The sequence below is a fragment of the Pedobacter panaciterrae genome, assembly GCF_013204795.1.
GTDB lineage: Bacteria > Bacteroidota > Bacteroidia > Sphingobacteriales > Sphingobacteriaceae > Pedobacter > Pedobacter panaciterrae.
This window is the reverse complement of the sequence record NZ_JABMKW010000020.1, coordinates 1319053-1340249: the sequence shown is the minus strand read 5'-3', so window position 1 is coordinate 1340249 and position 21197 is coordinate 1319053. Positions and strand designations below refer to the sequence as shown.

General features: G+C 43.3%; 20 protein-coding genes. 8 read left to right on the top strand and 12 right to left on the bottom strand.

Features of this window, described 5'->3' with window-relative positions:
• The first annotated feature begins 1 nt into the window (after position 1).
• Positions 2-688, top strand: coding sequence for a caspase family protein (locus HQN86_RS24770; protein WP_172663526.1), 687 nt, complete (start codon positions 2-4; stop codon positions 686-688).
• A gap of 6 nt (positions 689-694) precedes the next feature.
• Positions 695-1978 (top strand): hypothetical protein, encoded by a 1284-nt coding sequence (locus HQN86_RS24765; RefSeq protein ID WP_172663525.1) that lies wholly within the window; start codon positions 695-697, stop codon positions 1976-1978.
• Between the two features lie 186 nt (positions 1979-2164).
• Here the strand turns inward: HQN86_RS24765 and HQN86_RS24760 are convergent, their stop codons facing one another.
• Together HQN86_RS24760 and HQN86_RS24755 are read right to left on the bottom strand one after the other, a co-directional pair.
• Positions 2165-4108 (bottom strand): hypothetical protein, encoded by a 1944-nt coding sequence (locus tag HQN86_RS24760; RefSeq protein WP_172663524.1) that lies wholly within the window; start codon positions 4106-4108, stop codon positions 2165-2167.
• A 2-nt stretch (positions 4109-4110) separates the two neighbouring features.
• Positions 4111-6018 carry a patatin-like phospholipase family protein gene (locus HQN86_RS24755; protein WP_172663523.1) on the bottom strand — a complete coding sequence of 636 codons (1908 nt, stop codon included), beginning with the start codon at positions 6016-6018 and terminating at the stop codon, positions 4111-4113.
• A gap of 659 nt (positions 6019-6677) precedes the next feature.
• Between HQN86_RS24755 and HQN86_RS24750 the strand changes: the two genes are divergently transcribed.
• Positions 6678-6989 carry a hypothetical protein gene (locus tag HQN86_RS24750; RefSeq protein WP_172663522.1) on the top strand — a complete coding sequence of 104 codons (312 nt, stop codon included), beginning with the start codon at positions 6678-6680 and terminating at the stop codon, positions 6987-6989.
• A 368-nt stretch (positions 6990-7357) separates the two neighbouring features.
• Positions 7358-7813: a hypothetical protein gene (locus tag HQN86_RS24745; RefSeq protein WP_172663521.1), complete on the top strand. Its 456-nt coding sequence runs from the start codon at positions 7358-7360 to the stop codon at positions 7811-7813.
• A 222-nt stretch (positions 7814-8035) separates the two neighbouring features.
• Here HQN86_RS24745 and HQN86_RS24740 read toward each other — a convergent pair whose 3' ends face one another.
• From HQN86_RS24740 to HQN86_RS24720, 5 genes are all read right to left on the bottom strand, one after another.
• On the bottom strand, positions 8036-8266 hold the full coding sequence (locus HQN86_RS24740; RefSeq protein ID WP_172663520.1) for a DUF6965 family protein: 231 nt from the start codon (positions 8264-8266) through the stop codon (positions 8036-8038).
• A 170-nt stretch (positions 8267-8436) separates the two neighbouring features.
• Entirely contained in the window at positions 8437-9153 is a 717-nt protein-coding gene (locus tag HQN86_RS24735) for a type 1 glutamine amidotransferase domain-containing protein (protein ID WP_216854507.1), read from the bottom strand.
• A gap of 241 nt (positions 9154-9394) precedes the next feature.
• Positions 9395-10129, bottom strand: coding sequence for a hypothetical protein (locus HQN86_RS24730; protein WP_172663519.1), 735 nt, complete (start codon positions 10127-10129; stop codon positions 9395-9397).
• Positions 10130-10144: 15 nt separating this feature from the next.
• Positions 10145-10360 (bottom strand): bacteriocin immunity protein, encoded by a 216-nt coding sequence (locus HQN86_RS24725; protein WP_172663518.1) that lies wholly within the window; start codon positions 10358-10360, stop codon positions 10145-10147.
• Between the two features lie 45 nt (positions 10361-10405).
• Positions 10406-10681: a hypothetical protein gene (locus HQN86_RS24720; RefSeq protein WP_172663517.1), complete on the bottom strand. Its 276-nt coding sequence runs from the start codon at positions 10679-10681 to the stop codon at positions 10406-10408.
• A 67-nt stretch (positions 10682-10748) separates the two neighbouring features.
• On the opposite strand from HQN86_RS24720, the gene HQN86_RS24715 reads away from it, so the two are divergent.
• The 4 genes from HQN86_RS24715 (at position 10749) to HQN86_RS24700 (ending at position 13704) form a co-directional block, all read left to right on the top strand.
• Positions 10749-11327 carry a Crp/Fnr family transcriptional regulator gene (locus HQN86_RS24715; RefSeq protein WP_172663516.1) on the top strand — a complete coding sequence of 193 codons (579 nt, stop codon included), beginning with the start codon at positions 10749-10751 and terminating at the stop codon, positions 11325-11327.
• Between the two features lie 129 nt (positions 11328-11456).
• The gene (locus tag HQN86_RS24710; protein WP_172663515.1) at positions 11457-12053 is read left to right on the top strand and encodes an isochorismatase family protein; all 597 of its coding nucleotides are present in this window, start codon (positions 11457-11459) and stop codon (positions 12051-12053) included.
• A gap of 44 nt (positions 12054-12097) precedes the next feature.
• Positions 12098-12835: a pirin family protein gene (locus HQN86_RS24705; RefSeq protein WP_172663514.1), complete on the top strand. Its 738-nt coding sequence runs from the start codon at positions 12098-12100 to the stop codon at positions 12833-12835.
• A 620-nt stretch (positions 12836-13455) separates the two neighbouring features.
• The gene (locus tag HQN86_RS24700) at positions 13456-13704 is read left to right on the top strand and encodes a hypothetical protein (RefSeq protein ID WP_172663513.1); all 249 of its coding nucleotides are present in this window, start codon (positions 13456-13458) and stop codon (positions 13702-13704) included.
• A gap of 195 nt (positions 13705-13899) precedes the next feature.
• Here the strand turns inward: HQN86_RS24700 and HQN86_RS24695 are convergent, their stop codons facing one another.
• The 5 genes from HQN86_RS24695 to HQN86_RS24675 form a co-directional block, all read right to left on the bottom strand.
• Positions 13900-14475, bottom strand: coding sequence for an NAD(P)H-dependent oxidoreductase (locus HQN86_RS24695; RefSeq protein ID WP_172663512.1), 576 nt, complete (start codon positions 14473-14475; stop codon positions 13900-13902).
• A gap of 55 nt (positions 14476-14530) precedes the next feature.
• Complete coding sequence (locus tag HQN86_RS24690; protein WP_172663511.1) at positions 14531-15100, bottom strand: NAD(P)H-dependent oxidoreductase; 570 nt, start codon at positions 15098-15100, stop codon at positions 14531-14533.
• A 58-nt stretch (positions 15101-15158) separates the two neighbouring features.
• Complete coding sequence (locus HQN86_RS24685) at positions 15159-16565, bottom strand: efflux transporter outer membrane subunit (RefSeq protein ID WP_172663510.1); 1407 nt, start codon at positions 16563-16565, stop codon at positions 15159-15161.
• Positions 16566-16712: 147 nt separating this feature from the next.
• Positions 16713-19919 (bottom strand): efflux RND transporter permease subunit, encoded by a 3207-nt coding sequence (locus HQN86_RS24680; protein WP_172663509.1) that lies wholly within the window; start codon positions 19917-19919, stop codon positions 16713-16715.
• 11 nt (positions 19920-19930) lie between these two features.
• Positions 19931-21127: an efflux RND transporter periplasmic adaptor subunit gene (locus HQN86_RS24675; protein WP_172663508.1), complete on the bottom strand. Its 1197-nt coding sequence runs from the start codon at positions 21125-21127 to the stop codon at positions 19931-19933.
• Between the last annotated feature and the right edge of the window lie 70 nt (positions 21128-21197).

Below are 21197 nucleotides of genomic sequence, written 5' to 3'. Positions count from 1 at the left end.
TATGAAAAAGATAGCAGTTCTGGTTGGCCTGGGAGATTATTACCAATTTACAGTCAATGGAAATATCAAACTGAAATTCGTTGAGCAAAATGTGAAAAGTTTGATGGCGAATCTGGTAAGTAGGGGCTGGGAGGTTCCATTTCCCATATTTGATGAACTGGCTACTAAAGCGCATATCATCGCTAAACTTACTGAAGCCCTTGAACAACTCGGTGAAGATGGCCATCTGATTTTTTTCTATAGCGGACATGCGGCCAAGCTCCTCAACAGTACTCAAGCCAGAAATGATGAGGTTTATTTTGTAACCAGTAATCCCAGGCTCACGGTAAACCCTCCGGCTCCGTTCGATACTTTTTTTAACGAAAGGGATTACATAGATTTTGTCAAACGGTTTAAGGATGTGGCCGGCAAAGGTCATTTGATCACTATTCTTGATTGCTGCTTTGCCTATGGCATTGTAGACGCAATCTTAGATGATACCTTTTACCACTCTGTACTCTCCGCTTCTTCGGCGAATGCCTCCGCTCGGTTCCGGGAAAATAGTTTCTTTTTTTCGGCATTTTCCCAATCATGGCAGACAGATCTGGACAGTATGGATACTGCAATCGACCGGGTATTCAGAAGAAACGGCTGGAGGGGAAACTACATCATCAGACCCGCGAAAAATTTTAAGAACTATATAATATAAACTGATATGAAAACGAAACACTTTAGCCCTCTGTTATCTGTTCTGATATTAATCAGCGGATACTGTGCTGCGCAAAACGGCAAAAATGAATATGAGAGTAAAAGACTGGAATGCAGTTTGAATTCTGTGTCCTCCAAAGAACTGGTTGCCTCGCTTAATGAAAGTGATGAATCAGCTTATGCAAAATTGAAGGAAATCTTCGGTAAATCAAGCGTGCTCTCTAATGATAACACCTTGGCGAATGCTCAGATAAGTCCTTTTGCCAAAGAGATTGAAAAAACCATGGAGGAGATAAATATGGGAAAAAATGCCGCTGTTCTGGTGGTCTACCGGAAAATTACGGTAACGCTCAGTGGTGAGTACGCTGCGGACTATACCACGCTCAACACCATCTATGGTCACCGGGAAAAAAAGGATGGTAAACTGACCAGCTACCTTCTGTCCACTAAAAAGGTTTATATTGTTTTGATAGACGTTGATGATGCCGTTTACGAAAATGATGACCTCAAAAAAGACAAGAAGCTTTCCCTCGCCTCGGTGAAGATTAAGTATAAAACCGGGAGATTTGAACAGAGTTGGAAGGATTTGATGGATGTGGGGACTATGAGCACACAGACCATCAATACCCTGAGCCTGACATTGATCAAGGTTGCACCCGAGCGCATAAAAGATCCATGCGATGTCATTTTAAGCCATTCCGCCTTTAAAGAAGATCAGGTGTATACCGTACATGAAAGCAATCTGGCAACCTTTCAGATTGGCGTTACCAACAGTAAAATAGCGGTAAGCAATATCTCTATCTCAGATGGGAATTTAACGGTAAAACCTAATGCTGATCAGACCAAGGACTGGAAAAGTAACGCTTATGCCTTGCTTGAAGTCCATGTGCCCAGGGATGTGGACAGATTTTATCCCCTTTGGAAATCCCTTTTTGATAACAAAGCTTACGAATCACCAAGGTCATTTGCGAGGTATTTATATGACAATACCTTATCCAGAATTGGAGTTTATGGAGGGTTAAAGCTTTCCAAAGATCCGCTATCAGGGCTTTATGCTGGCTTCAACTATGCAATAACGAATGATTTTGCAGTTAACCTGGGTTGGGTTTGGGTTAATGAATATGAGACGCAGGTAACAGACATTGGAGCCATAACTTCTGTCGATGATGCACTTAAATTTGCTAAAAGAAGATACGGTAAAGCCAATTTCTCTGTGGGTATCAGTTTTGCACCGGCCATTTTCGCCAAGAGCCTCGGCCTGAAAAGCAAATCTGCTGATTCGGGAAATTAACGATCGTGGTTATATGGTTGAATTCCTGCCATGAATTTTATTCAATGGCAGGATTCAACCATATGGGGATATTATCTTGGAGAGGAGGTTACCTGATTGCAAAATAAAACACTATTTCTGTTATCGAAATCAGCAAACATTAGATCATTGACATTATTCAAGCTGTGCTCGGTATCGTGGTTTAAATCAGATCTTTACTGCTCTAATATCATGTTCTGAATTAAATATCACCAATAGAATCCCTTTTTTTCCTGCTGATTGAATTTGCGCTGCACCATCTTCATCTGTCACCACTATTGTCATTTCAGATAGTTCGGGCAAGTAGGCTGCAAAATCAGTTGCGCCGCTAAAATCTAAATCAGTTAGTTCACTTATTGACTTGGCATCAGGGGCCTGCCATTCCTGCCGGATTATCGTATCGACAGCGATTAATCGTTCGGCAGTTTTATAAACTAGAATTGGTTCCAGAATGTTGTTCAAGAAAGACCTGTAAGCATCAGTATCTAGTGAAGAGGATACATCAATATAGATTTCTTTTGTTGCAGAGATATTGAAGTCAGTTTTGTTAAGACCCGGCACCTTGATGAGAAACGGAGGCGGCAGTCGTGTACTAATTGCATTTTTAAAAGCATCCGTAAAATCCATTTTTGTGTCAAGATCCGGCCTTACTAAACCAAAAAAGAATGAACGATCAGCATGGTCAAGTAGCATTCCCTCATGTACGGAACCATAATTTACCAAAAATACGTCGGCATATGGCAGGCCATTGGCGTAATCGTTAATCGCTTCTGTGAATTTCCGGCTACTTGGCTTACGGTATTGTTTCACTTCGACAACAGCCACGCAATTCTCAATAGCATTCTTATGCTTGTAAATTGTATAGTCCGGCTGAATGTTCGCGGTTCTGCTTTTGCTGCTGGGATTCTTCAATGGGCTTCTGACTTCAGACCAAAGCTCCATATTTCCCTGATTGGTTTCATAGGAAATTAACCTGGTTGCCGAGAAGCTGAGCGATAATAATCCATTGTTGTGATGAATACTAGAAGGATATTCTTCCAGCGTTTTGTCCATCAGGCTGAGGATCCATGCAGCATAAAGTTCATGTCTTTGTTTCCAGACCGGCAGGCTAAGCAGGTTCGCTAGTTCGGTCAGGAGTTCCTGCTGCTCATCTCTGCTGATGCTCGCTGTCGCCATGAAGGTGTTTAATTTCTCGGCCAGCTCATTACGTGCTGGTTCAATATTCAAAATTCCAGGGCTGAGGCGTTCTATAATCTCAAATATGGACTGTATCAGTAGGTAAGGCCAGTGATCATTAATTCCGATATAAAGTACATTTAGTGGCCAGCCTAAAATCCATTCCTCCTGAAAATCTAACTCTTCGGTCGTTTGGGACTTAGAATGTCCATAATTGTTGGCCCTAAAATATTCGTCTAATTCTGCCTGATGCCTGCCTATAACCAAGCAGGCATCAATAAAACTTCTTGCCATCTTATACAGGCGTGCCAATTCCTTGTCCAGTCTAACATTGCCAGTCAATGATAGCTGAGTGTTAACCTGGGTAATCAGGCCTTTTTCTCGGAAGTTTTTTATCACCTCGCTAACTGACGGATCAATATTTGGCCGGGGATACGGATAATTGTCTAATATCCTCAGCGCTTGCCATATATCCCGGTCGTGTAAGAAGTAATAGTTAACGATTCTGGATGCCCGTGTCAATTTTTTTATGGTTTCCCTGAAATGCTTTAGGTCGAATGCCAACTGGTCAGTTTGTGTTTTGCTGAAATCAAATTCTATCCTCAAATTTTTATTGGTTGTTTTAATTTCATGTCGCTCAAAAAACACACATAGGTCTGACATCATTTGTGAATAAGGCTGAAGCGTTTTAAATAAAGCAACGATAAACTGCTCAGAACTGATTTTGTGTTTGATCAGGTCTTTTTCTAACCCCGCTGTTGAGGGCTTAATTTTCAGATGAGTATACAAACCAGCTTCATCTTCGTTGCCTTTCAGAAAATCCTTATCATAAAATACAGGATCATTTCCTGCATTCTCTATTAGAAATTTCCAGATACTGCCGGCATCTTTCAGAATATCCGGCTCAGTAGATGTTTGCGTAGGTTTTGTGGCCATTGTCAAGGTTGTGTAGGTGTAATGTTGTTTTCTGCCAGCTCATCAAAAAGAAAGTAAGGACTGGCTTTAAAACGGAGGAAATCGGCTTTGAGTTTGGATTTTAAGGTATCTGCTTCTTCAGTCCATGACTGGTCAAATTTAACTTTTTTCCGCTCCAGTGAAATGATATATTCCAAAAGGTTCGCGCAGGTTGTGAACTGTCCGGTTGCGACAATCTTTTTAAGAATCTCGTTCCTGACCTGAGTTTCGTCAAACCAGAGCGTGGTGCCGGTTAAACGGGCTTCTTCGGCAATGCCACTAATCTGTTCCAGGCCCTCAACTAATAATTGTTTGTCTTCTTCTGTTGCTCCCCATTTCAGCCGTCCTTTATCGTTAATCCTGCTCTTCCTGGCAATCTGATTATGGCTGCTCAGTTCGTAAATAAAATTCGGTACGCGTCGGTCATCCCATCGGGTGTCATCATAAAACATCTTGAAGATCAACCTTCTTACCTGTTTTAAGTTTACATCCGAGACCATGGTCATCACCGAACTGATCCTGGATTTAATCATTTGCTCAAATACACTGAGCCGTGTAAGTTTCAAATATTTTACTAGCTTTTCGATAATGCTCACAGAGAAATTTCCTCTCAGGTTTAAATTGGCATAGAGGTACTGTTTTAAATCGAAGTCGTGTAGTCCCGTTAGCAAACTCTTTCCTGCCTTCGATCGCTTCGTCCATAGGAATAGACTGCACAAGGTGAGCAATATTGTGGAACCTATTGTTGCCGGAATACGCGCCCACTGATTTGGAATGAGGCATGCTGCAATAATTAAGACGACTGACCCCCATAAAGAAAGCACCAGGTAGAGATCTAATTCAGAAAGGGTCATTTTTATTGTCATCAGGTAATGGCCCAGGCTGCTATTACGCCAATCTCCTCCGTTTTGGATAGATGGTGTTTCATAACTATGCATGAAGTGACTTGCAACGTCTGTGACGATGATTAGGTCGAAGGGATTTGGGGAGGTTCTTTTGCGCCGCTTATTGTCAGCAAGCATTAACGTGTAAAGGCCCTGATTGTCAGTAATACCTCCGTCCATAAAGGCAACGGATTGTATATGTCCCTTTTCTTTTGAGTCTTCTTTTGCTGCCGGTGATGGTTCATAGGACAAGGGATGCTGCTCTTCATTATAGTTTTCATAGTAAAGTGCAGCACGCAGTTCTGTGGTAGTAAGTGACTGCTCTGGCGAATCCGAATAGCTGAAATCTTCCGGATAGATTATGGGCTCCTGGCCCATTGGAAAGCAAGAGGAGGCAGCAAGTACGTCGGCAAGTTTGATTTTCTTAAATGTTTCCAGCTGCTTAAAGTCGAACCACAAATAGTTATGGCCAATTATCTGTCTGCCGTCCTTCCTTCCGTCTGTTTGAAAACGGAAACTCAGTCCTCTGTAAAATTCTGTGGTGTTAAAACAGACTTCCATTTTCTTTCTGTGTGTTTTTTGAAAGAAAACCCCCATGGTCTGTTGGTCAAAAAGCATTTTGTCATAAACCTTTGCGAAAGCATTAATCAGGTTTCTTTGCTTCTCTGCGCCGGGCTTATTCCATTTGTTGTCGTCATTCAGGATTTTTAATACCATTTCTAAAAGCCTGTCACCTTCAAGATTAAAGAGTAGATTGCGATAAAAGCTCAAAAAGTCCTTGCCCTGGTGCAAGCCTGCAGTGTACAACAAAGCGGTGATGGTACCTCCTGAAGCAGATGAAATAAAACTGATGCGGTCCGCTATTGGTTTATCTTCTATTGTCAGGTGATTCAGGTAACTTAGTGCACCAAGTGAGAAGGATGCGGCTCTGAAACCGCCTCCTGAAAGTGCAACTCCTATGTTTTGAAAAGGATTAAATGAGATCTGACCCGGTGTCTTGTTTTCCATTAGTGATTATTTTCTTCGTTGCCTGCATTTTTTTAACTGCGCTGCCGTCAAACTATAATAGGCACGGCTGAAAGTTTCTTCCCTTTTTATTAGACGTCATGACATAACCACGGACGTATACATTTGGATAGCATGGACCGGAGACTTGGAAAGACTTTTTGTTTTTAGTCATTTCTTTGAGGTTAATTTATATCCAGCTCTGGATATGATAAGTAGTTGGTGGGTTCGGAAGTAGCTTGTTATTTATTTGTATCTATCAATAGCTGAGTTGTTTGAATATAAATAAATATTTTAACAATCAGATAAAAATATTTCAAAACTGTTCGATTGTGTAATTTTTATCACACTTTTTCGTGAAATGGAATCAATCGAAAGCGTCCGTATGCAATTAATCCTGTCATTAATCCATATCAAAGCCCTGGAGCTAAAACTTTACCGCTAAAAGCTTGTGCTTTTTAGTTTAGCGCATAATCCGGGAGTATAAAACCGTATCGGTATTCCGCAACTTGCGGAAAAATGCAACAGTGTGATGCGCGGTGTTTATTTGTAAGTTGTTGTAAATCAAATGTGTGTCAAAATAACTGTAGTTAGGCATTATTATGTAGCCTACTCAAAACATAAATAACTAGAATATTTAGTTGAACTTTAATATGGTAATTATGAAAAAGATCATTTTATCAGCAGCAATTTTAGCTGTAGCAGGATTAACCTCAGTAAAAGCAAGCGAAATCAAAAATCCAGTGATGATTAGTGTTCATCAGGATAGTACAACAAAAACTCCTGTAGAATTAAAAGATCTTCCGGAACCGGTGCAAAAAACTCTGCAGTCAGATGCGGTTAAAGAATGGACTCCAACAGTGGCATTTCTGGTAACAAATGCAGATAAATCTACTTACTATCAAGTTGATGTTAAAAAAGAAACAGAAACTGGTTCTTTGAAAATCGACAAGGACGGTAAAGTAATTCAATAAGATTTCATCTTAGTCAGAACCCCTGAATCGTTCTGATAAAATATAATCACAATTGCCTTAGTGATTAAAAAGGGCTGATTGATGATTGAAGAGGGCTGCTTTTTAAGCGGCCTTTTTTATAAAACTCTAATTCCGGTCATTTTGGATGGCTGATCGTCGATTTTCAGTAACAGTTTAATGTTTAGTTGTGTACCGTTAGTGTAGGGCTTCAATAAATAGATGGTGTAAGGTTTATTCATTGCCTTTAGATTCCATTTAGGTATGTGATCAGGTAGCTGGTTCCATGCCTATTAATTTTCGATATTTCTGCTGTTTATTTTATATTTTTTGCTAAAAATATTAGTAATTTTGTGGTCCAATTTTTACGTATGGAAACACCGATATTAGATGAAAAGTACTATTTCAAGCCCTCAGTGCCTGTTAATGAAATGCCTGGGGATGGCAGTCTTGTAATTAATACCAGTGTAAATCCGGAAGAAAAGTATGTGATTAATGTTGCTGAATATCGTACGCTGCGGAATGCGATAATAAAGCATCTTTTGACTTTTTATGACCGGGTGGATTACTGTGATGCGGGAGATATCAATACTTACTTATCTATCAGGGGTTATAAAGGTTATCAACTGTTCACCTATGTGTTTTATGTTGAGGAATGGCACTGTTACCAGCTTACGGGTGTGTTTCAGGAGATGATGACGCAATATTTAGCCTGGGGAATGGCTGATTATCATCGTAACGACTCTGGCAGGTTATTCCAGCGGCTTAAAACGACACATCCTGTTACTCAATATTCGGTATTTAGGGATGAAGGGGATCAAGTTTAAAGCTGCTTATGGTGATAAGGGTAGGGTGGCTGTGATTAGTCAGGGCAGCTTGAATGGTATTCATATTTATGTTAATGGCTATTACCGGTATTAGGGGTAAATGGGTAGTGCTTTGGAGGCAGCCAACTGAGAAAAGTGTGACCAGGATCGTTACGGTCTCGATGATGCTGAGGCAGTATTGGACAGATTGCGCGATGCGGGATGGATGGAATGAGAGGGGACTTAAGGCTGTTTCATTTCTTCAATGATCTCCAGCAGTCTGTCTAATCTCCATCTTACCGGTTCTTTAATCCGTTCGTGCGTTCCTGTGCGAAGGATTGTTATTTGTTTATCCAGAAATATATGCACATCTGGAATGGTGGAGCCTTTTACTAATTCAATGGGTCCCTCTGGTAATTCAATTCCGTGAAATGCTGCCTGGTAGTCTTCTGCTGTGATGTATCCCTTACTCATGAGGCGAAGATATGGAATGAAGCGCGGGCTTTAATGATTTTGAGTGATGAAATTTGAAGAAACAGCGTTTTTGGAAAGCGGTCGTTGCGTTTTTTGATGTTTCAGCTTTTTATTTTCTAGGGTTTGGGGTCCTCTGGTCCAGGTTCTGCTTTTTCCTGCCATTGCTGCTGCTAGTCGACGGGATCAGAGGTGTTTTTAAGGGTTCTGGATTCCAGGAGTTCGATCAGGGCCTTTGCGGCGGGTCCTGCTGAAAGGGGGTTTTGCCCGGTGATCAGCAGGCCGTCTGTTTCAACATGAGGGAGAAAGGGTACCAGGGCTGTTTCTACTTTTGCGCCCAGTTCTTCCAGTTTGGTTTGGAGCAGGTAAGGGACGTTGTGGCTGCGTCCGACCAGGGTTTCTTCGGTGTTGCTGAAGGCGGAGAGGACCTTTCCTTTTAAAAAGCCGGGTCTTTGCTGTTCTGCGCTGATCAATGCGGCGGGGCCGTGACATACTGCTGCTACCGGTTTCCCTGCGTCCAGAAAGTCATGGATCAGAATTCCGCTGTTGTTGTTGGTCGCAAGGTCCCAGATGGGGCCATGTCCGCCGGGATAAAATACAGCATCAAACGCGGTGTGTTTGATCTGGTCCAGTACGGTGGTTTGACTGAAATCGGCTTTTGCCTGCTCGTCGTCCCGAAACCTGCGGTTGGAACCGGTGATGTTTTCAGTGAGTTCGCTCATGGGGTCAACCGGTGGTCTGCCGCCTTTGGGGCTGGTCAGGGTGATGGTGTATCCTGCATCTATAAATTCATAGTAGGGGTCGGTGAATTCGCCGAGCCATACTCCGGTTTTGCTGTCGGTATTTTCCATCTCGCTGTGGGAGCTCAGGACCATTAGAATGTTTTTCATATTGTTTTATTTGATGTCATCCGGACCGACTTCATTGCCTTCCTCGTCTATTTGCTGGTGTTTGTCCCTTTGGTGTTTTTGGTGTCGTTTGATTGCGGTTTCTTTGTTTGCTCGCTGGCATCTTGTGCCTGCTCGTCTTTTTCTTTAGGGTCTGTCATAATCGTTGAGTTTAATTCCTAAAGGATAACAATGCTGGGGGCGAATGGTTCGGAAAAATTGAATTTGGCGCAGATCCTGGTTTTTATCGGCCGGTGTGATGCAGGCTTTTTAGTGCTTCTTTGATGACTGCCAGCGCCTCGGTTCTCAGGCTGGGGTTGCCCCTGGTCATGACCTTGATCAGTGACTGGCTTTCTTTTAAATAAACAGGTGCGAATGGGGTGTCAATTGCCATCGATTTGTCGAAATAATGTGCTTGGAAAGTAAGCATTTCCGCTGCTGAAAGGCGGTTCATAAAAGCGTCACCTTTGCCTGATTGAAGAAATGCCGCCATCTGTTTAAACCACAAGTTGGCCTTCTCTATCCGTATTTTGTCTTGCTCGCTTATAGATACACCAAGGCTCCAATCCGTTACTTTGTAAGGTACTGCAGCCTGAAAAACACCCTCAGCTTTTAATTGGTTTTTCAACTTGGATTGCCATAAAGTATCCAGTCCGCCCAATTGCTGCACGGACACCTCAATCTGTTTTTCTTGTGCATACTTGTGCTGCTTTACAACCCGGATTTTTTGCGTGCCGCTCGATTGTATCGCACTATTTACAGGAAATTTGATTCTCCCCGATATGATACTGCTCATTAAGGGGATATCGTTTATAAATACCCGATAAGGTGTTTCGGCAGTAACTGTTACCTGGTACTCAGGTTTATTTTTAGGTGGATTCAAGCTACTGAAATCAGTTTTTTTTAGAGAACCGGTAGACTGGGCACAGACATGGGTAGAAACCATAAGCGTAAATGCCACGGATAGAAATGCTTTCATGAGTGGGATTTCATGTTATAATTGAATGGGGTTGTATGCTGAAATTCTGTCCACAATTTCTTCGGGGGACAATTGGTCGTATGCCGGTTCAAAGAAATAATTGCTTGCATTAGGGTCTATCACATTATCCAGGAACTGGCTTAAAAATTCGTCGTTTTCTTTTTCAGTTTTTCCCTCTGCATTCCTAATCTTGTTAGCTAACAGTATGAGTTCATCGCGGTTTAGTGCCATATTGAATTTGGTTTAGTGTCTTGTTTAATTACTTCACAGGCGAGATTAAAAATATTCTTTAATTACTGGTAGTGATGCTTCACCCTTCGCATCAAACAGCAGCTTGCCACAGTCCTGGCATACGTCATCTACGAGTAATTCCCCACGCTTCAACTGCCACATGTTCATACTGCCACAGGTACAGTATACTGTATACAATACCTCTCCGGAACTGGTGCCGAATTCCCTAAATTTCCAGAATTCATCAGACTGTTTTTTCAGTATCCCAGCTATGTTTTTAGCAACCCCGCTCGTATTTATAATAGTATTTTTAATTTTCAAATATAAATGCGTTTGACTTTATTGAAAGACTTCACGATATTGCTTATAGATAAACCACTTCTTGTATATGCACGAACAGCTTTTTGATTATATCAACCGCTATAGCAAACAAACACTGTCTGAACAAGAGATGTCGATCATAACCTCTGTGATGGAACCTAAGCGTCTGCGCAAAAAACAGTATTTTTTAGAAGAAGGTGAGATTTGTGCCAATACAGGATTCATCGTGAAAGGCGCAACCCGTCAATACAGTCTGGATGAAGAAGGAAATGAGCACATCATGCAGCTGGCCATTGAAAACTGGTGGATCGTTGACCGAAACAGTTTTATGAACCAGGTGCCTTCGGCTTACTTTATAGAGGCCTGGGAAGATTGCGAACTTTTGCTATTGCCGCGTGCCAAACTTGATACCTTGCTTTCGATACCGGCCATCAACACGATGTTCTGGCAGATGAGTGAGAATAATCACATTGCAGCACAGAAACGGTTGGACGATACAATCAGCCTTTCCGCCATTAAACGTTATGAAAATTTTCAGCGGCTTTACCCGCAAATCATCCAGCGGTTTCCTTCGCACCAGATCGCTTCCTATTTAGGTGTCTCCCGGGAAACGCTCAGCCGGGCGCGTTCGAGATCGGTACGCTGAGCAATAGGCTACTAACAGGAGCGTGACTTTCGTCACGCATCTTTTGTGACAAACGTCATCGTTCTGCCTTCATTCATGAGGGTACTTTTGCTTTGTAAATTTTATTCATTTATTTAAAAAACAAAGCATATGAAAAAGTTCAAGATCGAAGACACCGTAATTTTACTGATCGATCATCAGGAAGGAACCATCAATTTTTCAGCTAACCGTCCGCATGAGGTGATCATATCCCGTGCCCGCACGCTGGCAAGATTAGCCAAAGAGCTTAACATGCCGGTTGTGTTAACTTCCAGTCAGGAAGATATGCAGCAAGGCCCGCTGTTAAAAGACCTTCAGGAGATCTTACCGGAACAATTTGCCAAACGCGTGAAACGTGAAGGCATCACCAACGCATGGGATGATGAGAATTTCAGGGCAGCTGTTCGTCAGGCTGCTGATGGCAGAAAGAATATCGTCATGGCTGGTTTAACTAATGACGTGTGTATCGTATGGCCGGCAATAGATATGCAGGAAGAGGGTTTTGAGGTACAAGTGGTAATAGACGGAGGCGGCTCACCGACCGAGATCGCGGAAGACGTGGCACGCAAAACCTGGGAGGCTAACGGCGTACGTACCACTACTATCAGCCAATTCATTTCAGAATTGATCGGCAGCTGGGCATCACCCGAAGGCGAGATTGCCAAGCCTATCGTTATCGATGAGGTTTATTCACTATTGTTCAAATAATCATTTGCAGTGCCGGTTTACCGGCGCTGCTTTATCTCAAAACTATGATACAACAGTTCAAAAGCAGCGACTTCCGCGGGAACGGCCCTATTCAGGCGCTATATCCGGGTTTGGTGGTGGGTACTGCTGATACCGGCATCGGTAGCATTGGCCGGATCGACCATGCTACATTTAAAGGTAAACATCATATCGCCATGCACCCGCACGTCAACGACGAGATCCTTTCTTATTTCAGAAGTGGTAAAGTTGTGCACCGGGACTCTGAAGGTTTTCATGAGTCCATCGGCGCAAACCGCCTGATGCTCATGAAAGCGGGAAGGATGTTCCAGCACGAAGAAGACATAGACGGACAAACGGAACCACATGAGGGACTACAGATATTCATCCGTCCCGGTGTGAAAGATTTAAAGCCGGAAGTAGTGTTTCAGGACCTTGACAAAATATATAGTGATGATCAATGGCGGTTACTTGCTTCGACTGCAAAGAACACCGTTTTTCAATTCAGTAGTCAGACCTGGATCTATGATGTCCGTTTATCAGCAGGCAATTCAATAGGTCTGCCGGTCCTTCCCGTCGAAGGTCTTACGCAGCTACTCTATGTTTTCAAGGGTGATGTAACGGTGAATAAAACATTCCAATTAAAACATAAAGAAGGCTTGATCATTAGGGATGAGGAAATTGCCATTCAAACCTTGCAAGGTGCAGAGCTGGTTTTATTCGTAACTGATGAGAACACGACGATATTCAAGGAAGGGATGTATAGCGGGAATCAGCTTCGTTAAGCTTCAAAGTTACCATGAACCTTAATGCAGCCGTACCAAACTAAACGTATTTTGCAGGCCGATGCACTATTTTGCCAACCTGAAGGATGAAAATTTCATTGGGGACAAGTATGAAATGGTTTTTGACATTCGTAACTCGGCGGGGCGAATCGAATACAAGAGGGAGATGTCTTCAAACCGCTTTAAAACGGCCCCTGTCAGCAAACCAAAGCATATACCCCCAGCCAAATCTGCGGAAACCTTTTTTGTCTCTATTTTCACAACATCGAAGGTCAGGAATTAAATGTTCCTGCCGGCGGAGACATTGATCTGATAAAAGAATGGGTGCTGGTCATTATTGGCGCGCAGGAATTTACAAACTGCCTGGAAAATGCGCTGAAATCCAAAAGCCTTGATTTTGAGGGGAGGTGTGTCACATATACCAATTTTTCGAAATATGACGGTAAGAAATCTCAATTTATGAAAGACATATGGTTTGCCCATCAGAAAGAATACAGATTCTGGATCGATTATCCTTCCCTGACAGATTTTTGCGTGGACATAGGGTCGATAGAGGGAATAGCCCGGCTGATGCGGTCTGAGGAACTGAAGTCAATGGGCTTTAAAAAAATCCGACCGGGATGAAAAGCCACTTTCAAAGGGCCTATGTGCTTAACTTGATCTCTTCCTACCGCGCAGGCCTTGGTACGGATCTGGATGCCACGTCCCTTGTCAGGCAACATGCAAGGAGTCTGATTAGCGCGCTTAAAACAGCTTCGGTAATCATGAAAGATAGATCCAGCAGGAATCACCTGCTGGATTTGTACGATCGTTTGTATGAGGTCATCTATAAGCCTTTAGTTGAAGCGAAACACAATGCCGCAAAATGATCCAAAGCGCCGTTAGGAAGGGCGCTTTGTTATTAACCTTTTGAAACTGCATTCCAGAACTAGTATTGGTATGTACATACAATCGTAGTCAAAAACATCGCTCTTGTAATGTAGATAATAGCTAAAATGGTCACTTTGAAATAGTGACCATTTTAAACCCTCAAGCGACTTACGTTCAATCGTAAGATAATAGGCTTATTTTCCTGTTAATAAAGCCGCCTCGGCGCCATCTTCAGCTTCATGTAGCTGATTCAAAAAATCAATGTATAATGGAACGCTTTTTTCTATCCAATCTTCCGAAGGGTTGTAGGCCATTCCGTAATAGGCAAAAAGGGGTCTGTAATCGGCTTTAACGTAACCAAATGTCAGTTCGAATGGACGGGTCATTTCTTCAAGAGAATATTTATAAGGACCTCCTTTCCGTACTTCATCTTCTTTAAGTCCTAATGAAATTGCGATTGCTATTTTTTTTCCGTTTAATTTATAGCCGCTTGTATTACCGTATGCCCAGCCATAGTTAAGCACCTCGTCCATCCATCTCTTTAATAATGCGGGGCCATGATACCAGTAGAAAGGAAACTGAAATATAATTCGGTCATGTTCTTCGATCAGTTTTTGTTCACCTTCAATATCAAATTTCTGGTCAGGATAAACCTCGTGTAGTTGGTGTATGTGATACTTTTCCGGGAATTTTTCCAATTCTTGAATCCATCTTTTATTTATTTTTGAATTTCTAATATCAGGATGGATGACGATAATTAATGTTTTCATTTATATATTCTATTGTGCCGCAAATTTGGTTCGGCAGAAAATTTGTCTGTTTGATTTACTTGACTGATTCTAGTGATTGCGCTGGATTGTTATCTTGATATTGATACAGAAAATCCAGGTACAGCGGAACGCTTTTTTCAACCCATTCTTCCGACGGGTTATAAGTCATTCCATAGTATGCAAAAAGGGGCCTGTAATCAGCTTTTAGATATTCAAATGTTAATTCGAAAGGTCGCGTCATTTCTTCCAGCGAATATTTATAAGTTGCGCCGGGCTGTACTTCCTCTTCCTTCAGGCCTAATGTTATTGCCAAAGCAAACTTTTTATCTCTTAATTTATGGCCACTTTGACTGCCATAGGCCCAGCCATGGGTAAAAACTTCGTCCATCCATTTTTTTAACAATGCCGGGCAATTGAACCAGTAGTAGGGGAATTGCAGGATAATGCGATCATGCTCCTCGATCAGTTTTTGTTCCGCAGCTATATCAAATTGCTGGGTAGGATAGATCTCATGTAACTGGTGCACATGAAACTGTTCTGGGAATTTTTCTAATTCTTTGACCCATCTTTTATTGATTACGGAATTTTGAATATCAGGATGGATAACGATGATTAATGTTTTCATTTTATAGTGAAATTGTGTACAAAAGTTTGGATGCGTATTTAGATCCTAGCGGACATGATCATTTCCAGCCGCCACCAAGCGAGCGGTAAAGTTCTGCTACAGCGCTTAGCTGCTGACGCTTTATGGAGGCCAGTTCCAGCTCGCTTTGTAATACATTACTTTGGGCGGTGATTACTTCCAGGTAGTTGGCTATTCCATTTTTAAACAATAAACTGGCATTGCCTGTGGTTTGTTGTAAAGTGCGTACGCGATTTGCAGCAATCTCCTGCCGTGATTTCAGTTTCTCGATTTTTACCAGCGCATCGGAGACTTCACCTACAGCATTGAGCACAGACTGCCGGAATTGCAGCACCACTTTTTCACGCTCAATTTTTGATACTTCATACTGAGTTTTTAGTTTTTTGCGATTTAAAACAGGTTGTAAAACACTTCCAGCCACTGTGCCGAACAGAGATGCCGGTATATTGAACCAGTTACTGGCTTTCAAAGTGTTTACCCCGGCCGCGGCTGTTATATTGAGTACCGGATACATGCTGGCTTTATTGAAACCTACGTTCGCATTCGCCACATTAAGTGCTAACTCGGCATGGTGTACATCGGGTCTGCGGCTTATCACTTCCGATGGCAAACCAGTAGGAATGCGTTCTGCAGGGTTAAGCTGCTTCAAACGCGTATTGCGCTCAATACGAGTAGGCAACGCTCCGCTGATAACGCGCAAGGCATTTTCCTGTACCGTGATGTTCTGCTCAAATTCCGGAATCAGCTGTTCAGCTGCCAGCTGCTGCGCTTCTGCCTGCTGAACAGCCAGAGAACTAACTTGTCCTGCTTGCATCTGCAACTTGATAATTTGTAGTGTACTGTCATTCAGTCTGAGGTTGCGCCGGGCAACATCCAGCTGCTCATCAAGCATTAATAAGTTGTAGTATCCTTGCGAAACAGATGACACAATATTGGTCTGGATCGCCTTCCGGGCTTCGGCTGTTTGCAGGTATTGTGCCAGGGCGGCTTTGCTTTGATTGCGGATTTTGCCCCAGATATCTGCCTCCCATGACAGGGAAAGATTAGCGTTATAGTCTTCGATGTGGTTAGTGCCTAAAAACTGGCTCAAAGTAAAACCATTCAAGCTGTTGTCTGAGGGACGGTTGGTATTGGCAGAAACATTTAAACTGACCTGGGGTGTATGATTAAATTTGATTTGCTTAAACTGAAGTTTCGAGGATTCCATGTTTTTTAATGCGATCTGCATATCATAATTGTTTCTGATCGCACTATCAATCAGTTTTTGCAGGATCGCATCATTAAAAAAGTCTTTCCACTGCACCTCAGCAATGCTGCTGGTATCGGTTGTAGTTGCTGCATTTCTGAAGGCAACAGGCAACGCTGGTTTTGGTGTTTCCATTTTCCTGGAAACGTTGCAGGCACTTATGATCATTAATAAGGTTACTGCGCTTAATATCGTTTTCATCTGTTTGTAGTTTTTTTTTGTGATGAAACTATCAGACTATCTATCTCACTCCGATAATTAAAATCGTGATGGTTTCATTTGTTCCTCTTCGATGTTTGCCTACCCATGCCCCTCCGAATCCGGAGAAGGCAAGAGTATGGCAGGATATTATAATAATTCCGGTTCTAATTGTTTGATGGCATGCTCGTTGTCAGCTTTATCCGGATGTTTTTGAACTGGTTTACCGCTAACTTTCTCCTGCAGGTGCTGGAAGATGACGAACAGGACCGGGATAATGAACAGTCCTAATAACACACCGGATACCATGCCTCCTGCAGCCCCGACGCTGATCGAATGGTTACCCTGAGCAGATGGACCTGTGGCAATGCTCATCGGGAATAAACCAGCTACAAAAGCCAGTGAGGTCATGATGATCGGGCGGAGCCTTAGCTTCGCTGCCTCTATGGCCGCGTCGAATAGGGACAGACCGGCCTTTCTTCGCTGCACCGCGAATTCGACGATAAGGATCGCATTCTTAGCGAGCAAACCGACCAGCATAATCAGCGCTACCTGTACATAGATACTGTTGGAGATCCCAGTCAACCCAATAGCGACAAAGACACCGAATATCCCGGCAGGCAGAGATAAGATTACCGCCAGCGGAAGGATATAGCTTTCGTACTGTGCTGCCAGCAGGAAATAAACGAACACCAGGCACAGGATAAAGACCAAGGTGGACTGCCCTCCGGATGCAATCTCTTCTCGCGTCTGACCGGAAAATTCATAGGTGTATCCCTCTGGCAGCTGCTGAGCAGCCACTTCCTCCACCGCTTTGATGGCCGCACCTGAACTGAAACCAGGCTTTGGAATCGCATTGACTGAGATCGAGTTAAACATGTTATATCTTGATACAGTCTCCGAGCCATATACCCGGCTTAGTTTTACAAGCGTGTTCATCGGCACCATATCTCCGGCTTTGTTTTTAACGAAAACACGGTCTATAGCGGATGGGTCCGCACGGTCAGTAATATCCGCCTGTACCATCACCCTGTAATATTTACCAAAGCGGTTAAAATCTGATGCCTGGGCACTGCCGAAATATGCCTGCATGGTTTCCAGGATGTCTTTCACGTTGACACCCAACTGACCAGCTTTATCGTCATTAATTTCCATTTGCAATTGCGGGTAATCCGCTTTAAAGCTGGTAAAGGCTACACCAATTTCGGGGCGTTTCATCAATTCGGCAATAAATTGCTGGGAAATGCCACTGAACTTATCCAGTTTGCCACCTGTTTTATCCTGCAGCACAAGATCCAAAGCTTCCACGCTACTGAATCCGGGAACTGTTGGGAAACTGAAAACAAACGCACCTGCCCCGGTAATTTCACTCATTTTACCTCTTGCCTGGTCCATAATGGCATCAAGATTTTTCACCTCACCCCGCTCTTTGCTCGGTTTTAATAAAATGTAGATGATTCCTTTAGACGGACTCATCGAGTTGGTGAGCACATCAAAACCAGAAATGGCGGTTACAAAGCGTACAGCGTCTAATTTCTTTAAGGAAGTTTCTGCCTGCTTCATTACTTTTTGGGTGCCGTCAAGGGTTGTTCCCGAGGGGGTGTTTAACGCAATGGCGATAAATCCCTGATCTTCTGTGGGTATAAAGGCGGAGGGGGTAAACTTTATCATCACTACCGTAGCCACGGTCACCAGGGCTAAACCGGCCATACTGAGCCATTTATGATTAATCAGGAACCTTAAACCGCCCACATAACGATTGGTGATCGCATTAAAACTGCTGTTAAAGCCGATGAAAAACTTCTCTTTAAACCCTCTTTTAACCGTAACGCCTTCTTCATTTTGATGCGTACCATGGACATCTTTCAGGAACAAAGCGGCCAGTGCCGGACTTAAGGTCAAAGCATTTACAGCTGAGATGACGATAGCTATGGCCATCGTAAAGGCAAACTGCCGATAGAACAATCCTGTAGAACCTTCCATTGAACCTACTGGCACGAACACTGCTGCCATGACTAAAGTGATGGAGATGATCGCTCCGGAAATTTCATGCATGGCCTCATGGGTAGCCTCCTTAGGTCCCAGGCCCTTGTGCTCCATCTTGGCATGGACCGCCTCGACGACCACGATTGCATCATCCACCACAATACCAATGGCCAGGATCAGGGCAAACAGGGTCAATAAATTGATAGAGAACCCAAATATGTGCATGAAGAAGAAAGTGCCTAATATGGCTACTGGAACGGCAATAGCCGGGATCAAGGTCGAGCGGAAATCCTGCAGGAAAAGAAATACGACAACAAATACTAAAATAAAGGCTTCGATCAGCGTATCCTGTACCTGGGCAATGGATTCATCCAAAGCGATTTTAGTGCTAAAAAAGATCTGGTGTTTTATCCCTGCCGGAAAACTTTTAGAGGCCTTTTCCATTGCTTTTCTTACGGCAATCTGTGTTTCATTGGCGTTTGCACCTGATAACTGAAGAATACCCAGAACGACGCCCTTTTTGCCGCTTAAACGAGTGATACTGTTGTAAGAAAAGGTGCCCAGTTCTACTCTTGCAACATCTTTTAAGCGCAGTACTGAACCGTCTGCATTGGACCTGATCGCGATATTTTCATATTCTTCCGGCTTGGTCAGTTTGCCTTTGTATTTGATCACATATTCAAAGACTTCTTTACTGTGCTGGCCGAATTTACCCGGCGCTGCTTCCAGACTTTTATCCTGGATGGCCTGGGTTACTTCATTAGGGGTTACCTGGTGGGCAGACATCTGTGATGGATTTAACCAAACCCGCATAGAATAATCTTTCGATCCGCCATATATACTGGCCAAACCTACGCCTGGAATACGTTTTAGTTCAGGGAGAATGTTGATCTCGGCATAGTTGCCAACAAAAGTCTGGTCATACCTGGATTCATCTTCGGTATACAAACCGATACCCATCATAAAAGTAACATGTTGTTTGGAGGTGGTGATCCCTTGCTGAACCACTTCGGCAGGCAGATGACTCAAGGCCTGTGACACGCGGTTCTGAACGTTGATCGCTGCTTGGTCCGGGTCTGTACCCAGTTTAAAATAAACCGCGATTGATATGGTACCGTCGTTGCTGGCAGTAGAATTCATGTAGGTCATGTCTTCAACGCCGTTGATTGATTCTTCCAGTGATGGCGCTACCGAGCGCAATACGGTTTCGGCATTTGCTCCCGGATACAGCGCGCTGACTACTACTGAGGGAGGCGCAATGTCAGGGAACTGCTGTATGGGCAGCTTAATCAGGCTGATAACTCCGAGTATCACCAGTATAATGGAGATAACGGTGGCAAGGACTGGCCTTTGTATAAATATTTTGAACATGGTTGTATAGTTTATTTGTTAATTAATTGGGCAGCCATGCCGGTTGCTTTTTGAGGCTGGATCTCTTGTCCTTCCTGCAAGCGGTCCAGGCCGCTCAGCACAATCTGGTCACCAGGTTTCAAACCCTCATTGATCAGGTAATTTGTTCCGGTTTTCCCGATCACCGAAATCGGTGTTTTGGCAACTTTATTCCCTTTAACCAAGGCAAATACAAAGACCTTGTCTTGCATCTCTAGTGTTGCTGACTGCGGAACTAGAATCGTTTTGTCATGGGTCAGACCTAAGCGAAGCTTACCGGTATTTCCTGAGCGCAGATTCCCGCTTGAATTAGGAAAAGTAGCCCTTAATGTGATCGCGCCGGTACCTTTATCAAACTGACCGCTGATCATATCGATCTTTCCTTTAATTGGATATACGGAATTATCGGACAACAGCAATTCTACGGGTGGAAGTTGTTTAATTCTCTCAGCGGGGGTTTTCCCCGGATAGTTTTCGTTGAAGCGATTGAAATCATTTTCCGCCAGGGCAAAATAAACATGCACCTGATCGATGTCTGACAATTGGGTTAGGGGCGTCGGATCGGCAGGTGAAACCAGACTCCCCTGTTTTTTAGGGATCAGACCGATGTAGCCGCTCACTGTCGCCTTGACATTGGTATAACCTAAATTAATCTGGGCTGAGGCGACACTGGCTTTGGCCTGCTCGGCATTCGCTTTTGCGATCTGATGGGCGGCTTTTGCCGATTTAAGCTGGAATTCTGAAACAACTTTGTTTTCAACCAGCGGAGTAAGTTTTTCAACCTCCAGTTGCGCGTTTAAAATTGCAGCTTCGGCAGCTTGAAGGGTTGCTTTGGCGTTGTTTAAAGCCTCTTTGTAGGGCTGGGCATTGATTAGAAACAGGGTTTGCCCGGCAGATACATGTGCGCCTTCATTCACCAGTACGCTTTGAATGTATCCGCTCACCTGCGGACGCACGTCGATGTCAACAGTTCCCTGTATCGCAGCAGGATATTCAGCGAAAGTAGTTTCTGAACTCTCATTAACTGTAGTCACAGGTAACGCCGGCGGAGGTACAGCTGCGGATTGATCAGCTGAAGCGTTACAGCCGACTATACTGATGGCAATTATGACAGCTAACAGCAGGTGTCTGGACTGATTAAGCCGTTTTACGGCGTTAAGTGAATCAAAAAAATAATGGATAGTATTCATAATAATGTTTGTTTTAATGTTTATTTAAGGGAATTACGTGTGATAATTTTTAACAGCGTTAAATCATGGG

What these genes read in the sequence shown, in the direction of transcription:
- HQN86_RS24770 (WP_172663526.1), top strand. Translation starts at nt 2, where the DNA reads ATGAAAAAGATAGCAGTTCTGGTTGGCCTGGGAGATTATTACCAATTT.
- HQN86_RS24765 (WP_172663525.1), top strand. Translation starts at nt 695, where the DNA reads ATGAAAACGAAACACTTTAGCCCTCTGTTATCTGTTCTGATATTAATC.
- HQN86_RS24760 (WP_172663524.1), bottom strand. Translation starts at nt 4,108, where the DNA reads ATGGCCACAAAACCTACGCAAACATCTACTGAGCCGGATATTCTGAAA.
- HQN86_RS24755 (WP_172663523.1), bottom strand. Translation starts at nt 6,018, where the DNA reads ATGGAAAACAAGACACCGGGTCAGATCTCATTTAATCCTTTTCAAAAC.
- HQN86_RS24750 (WP_172663522.1), top strand. Translation starts at nt 6,678, where the DNA reads ATGAAAAAGATCATTTTATCAGCAGCAATTTTAGCTGTAGCAGGATTA.
- HQN86_RS24745 (WP_172663521.1), top strand. Translation starts at nt 7,358, where the DNA reads ATGGAAACACCGATATTAGATGAAAAGTACTATTTCAAGCCCTCAGTG.
- HQN86_RS24740 (WP_172663520.1), bottom strand. Translation starts at nt 8,266, where the DNA reads ATGAGTAAGGGATACATCACAGCAGAAGACTACCAGGCAGCATTTCAC.
- HQN86_RS24735 (WP_216854507.1), bottom strand. Translation starts at nt 9,153, where the DNA reads ATGAAAAACATTCTAATGGTCCTGAGCTCCCACAGCGAGATGGAAAAT.
- HQN86_RS24730 (WP_172663519.1), bottom strand. Translation starts at nt 10,129, where the DNA reads ATGAAAGCATTTCTATCCGTGGCATTTACGCTTATGGTTTCTACCCAT.
- HQN86_RS24725 (WP_172663518.1), bottom strand. Translation starts at nt 10,360, where the DNA reads ATGGCACTAAACCGCGATGAACTCATACTGTTAGCTAACAAGATTAGG.
- HQN86_RS24715 (WP_172663516.1), top strand. Translation starts at nt 10,749, where the DNA reads ATGCACGAACAGCTTTTTGATTATATCAACCGCTATAGCAAACAAACA.
- HQN86_RS24710 (WP_172663515.1), top strand. Translation starts at nt 11,457, where the DNA reads ATGAAAAAGTTCAAGATCGAAGACACCGTAATTTTACTGATCGATCAT.
- HQN86_RS24705 (WP_172663514.1), top strand. Translation starts at nt 12,098, where the DNA reads ATGATACAACAGTTCAAAAGCAGCGACTTCCGCGGGAACGGCCCTATT.
- HQN86_RS24700 (WP_172663513.1), top strand. Translation starts at nt 13,456, where the DNA reads ATGAAAAGCCACTTTCAAAGGGCCTATGTGCTTAACTTGATCTCTTCC.
- HQN86_RS24695 (WP_172663512.1), bottom strand. Translation starts at nt 14,475, where the DNA reads ATGAAAACATTAATTATCGTCATCCATCCTGATATTAGAAATTCAAAA.
- HQN86_RS24690 (WP_172663511.1), bottom strand. Translation starts at nt 15,100, where the DNA reads ATGAAAACATTAATCATCGTTATCCATCCTGATATTCAAAATTCCGTA.
- HQN86_RS24685 (WP_172663510.1), bottom strand. Translation starts at nt 16,565, where the DNA reads ATGAAAACGATATTAAGCGCAGTAACCTTATTAATGATCATAAGTGCC.
- HQN86_RS24680 (WP_172663509.1), bottom strand. Translation starts at nt 19,919, where the DNA reads ATGTTCAAAATATTTATACAAAGGCCAGTCCTTGCCACCGTTATCTCC.
- HQN86_RS24675 (WP_172663508.1), bottom strand. Translation starts at nt 21,127, where the DNA reads ATGAATACTATCCATTATTTTTTTGATTCACTTAACGCCGTAAAACGG.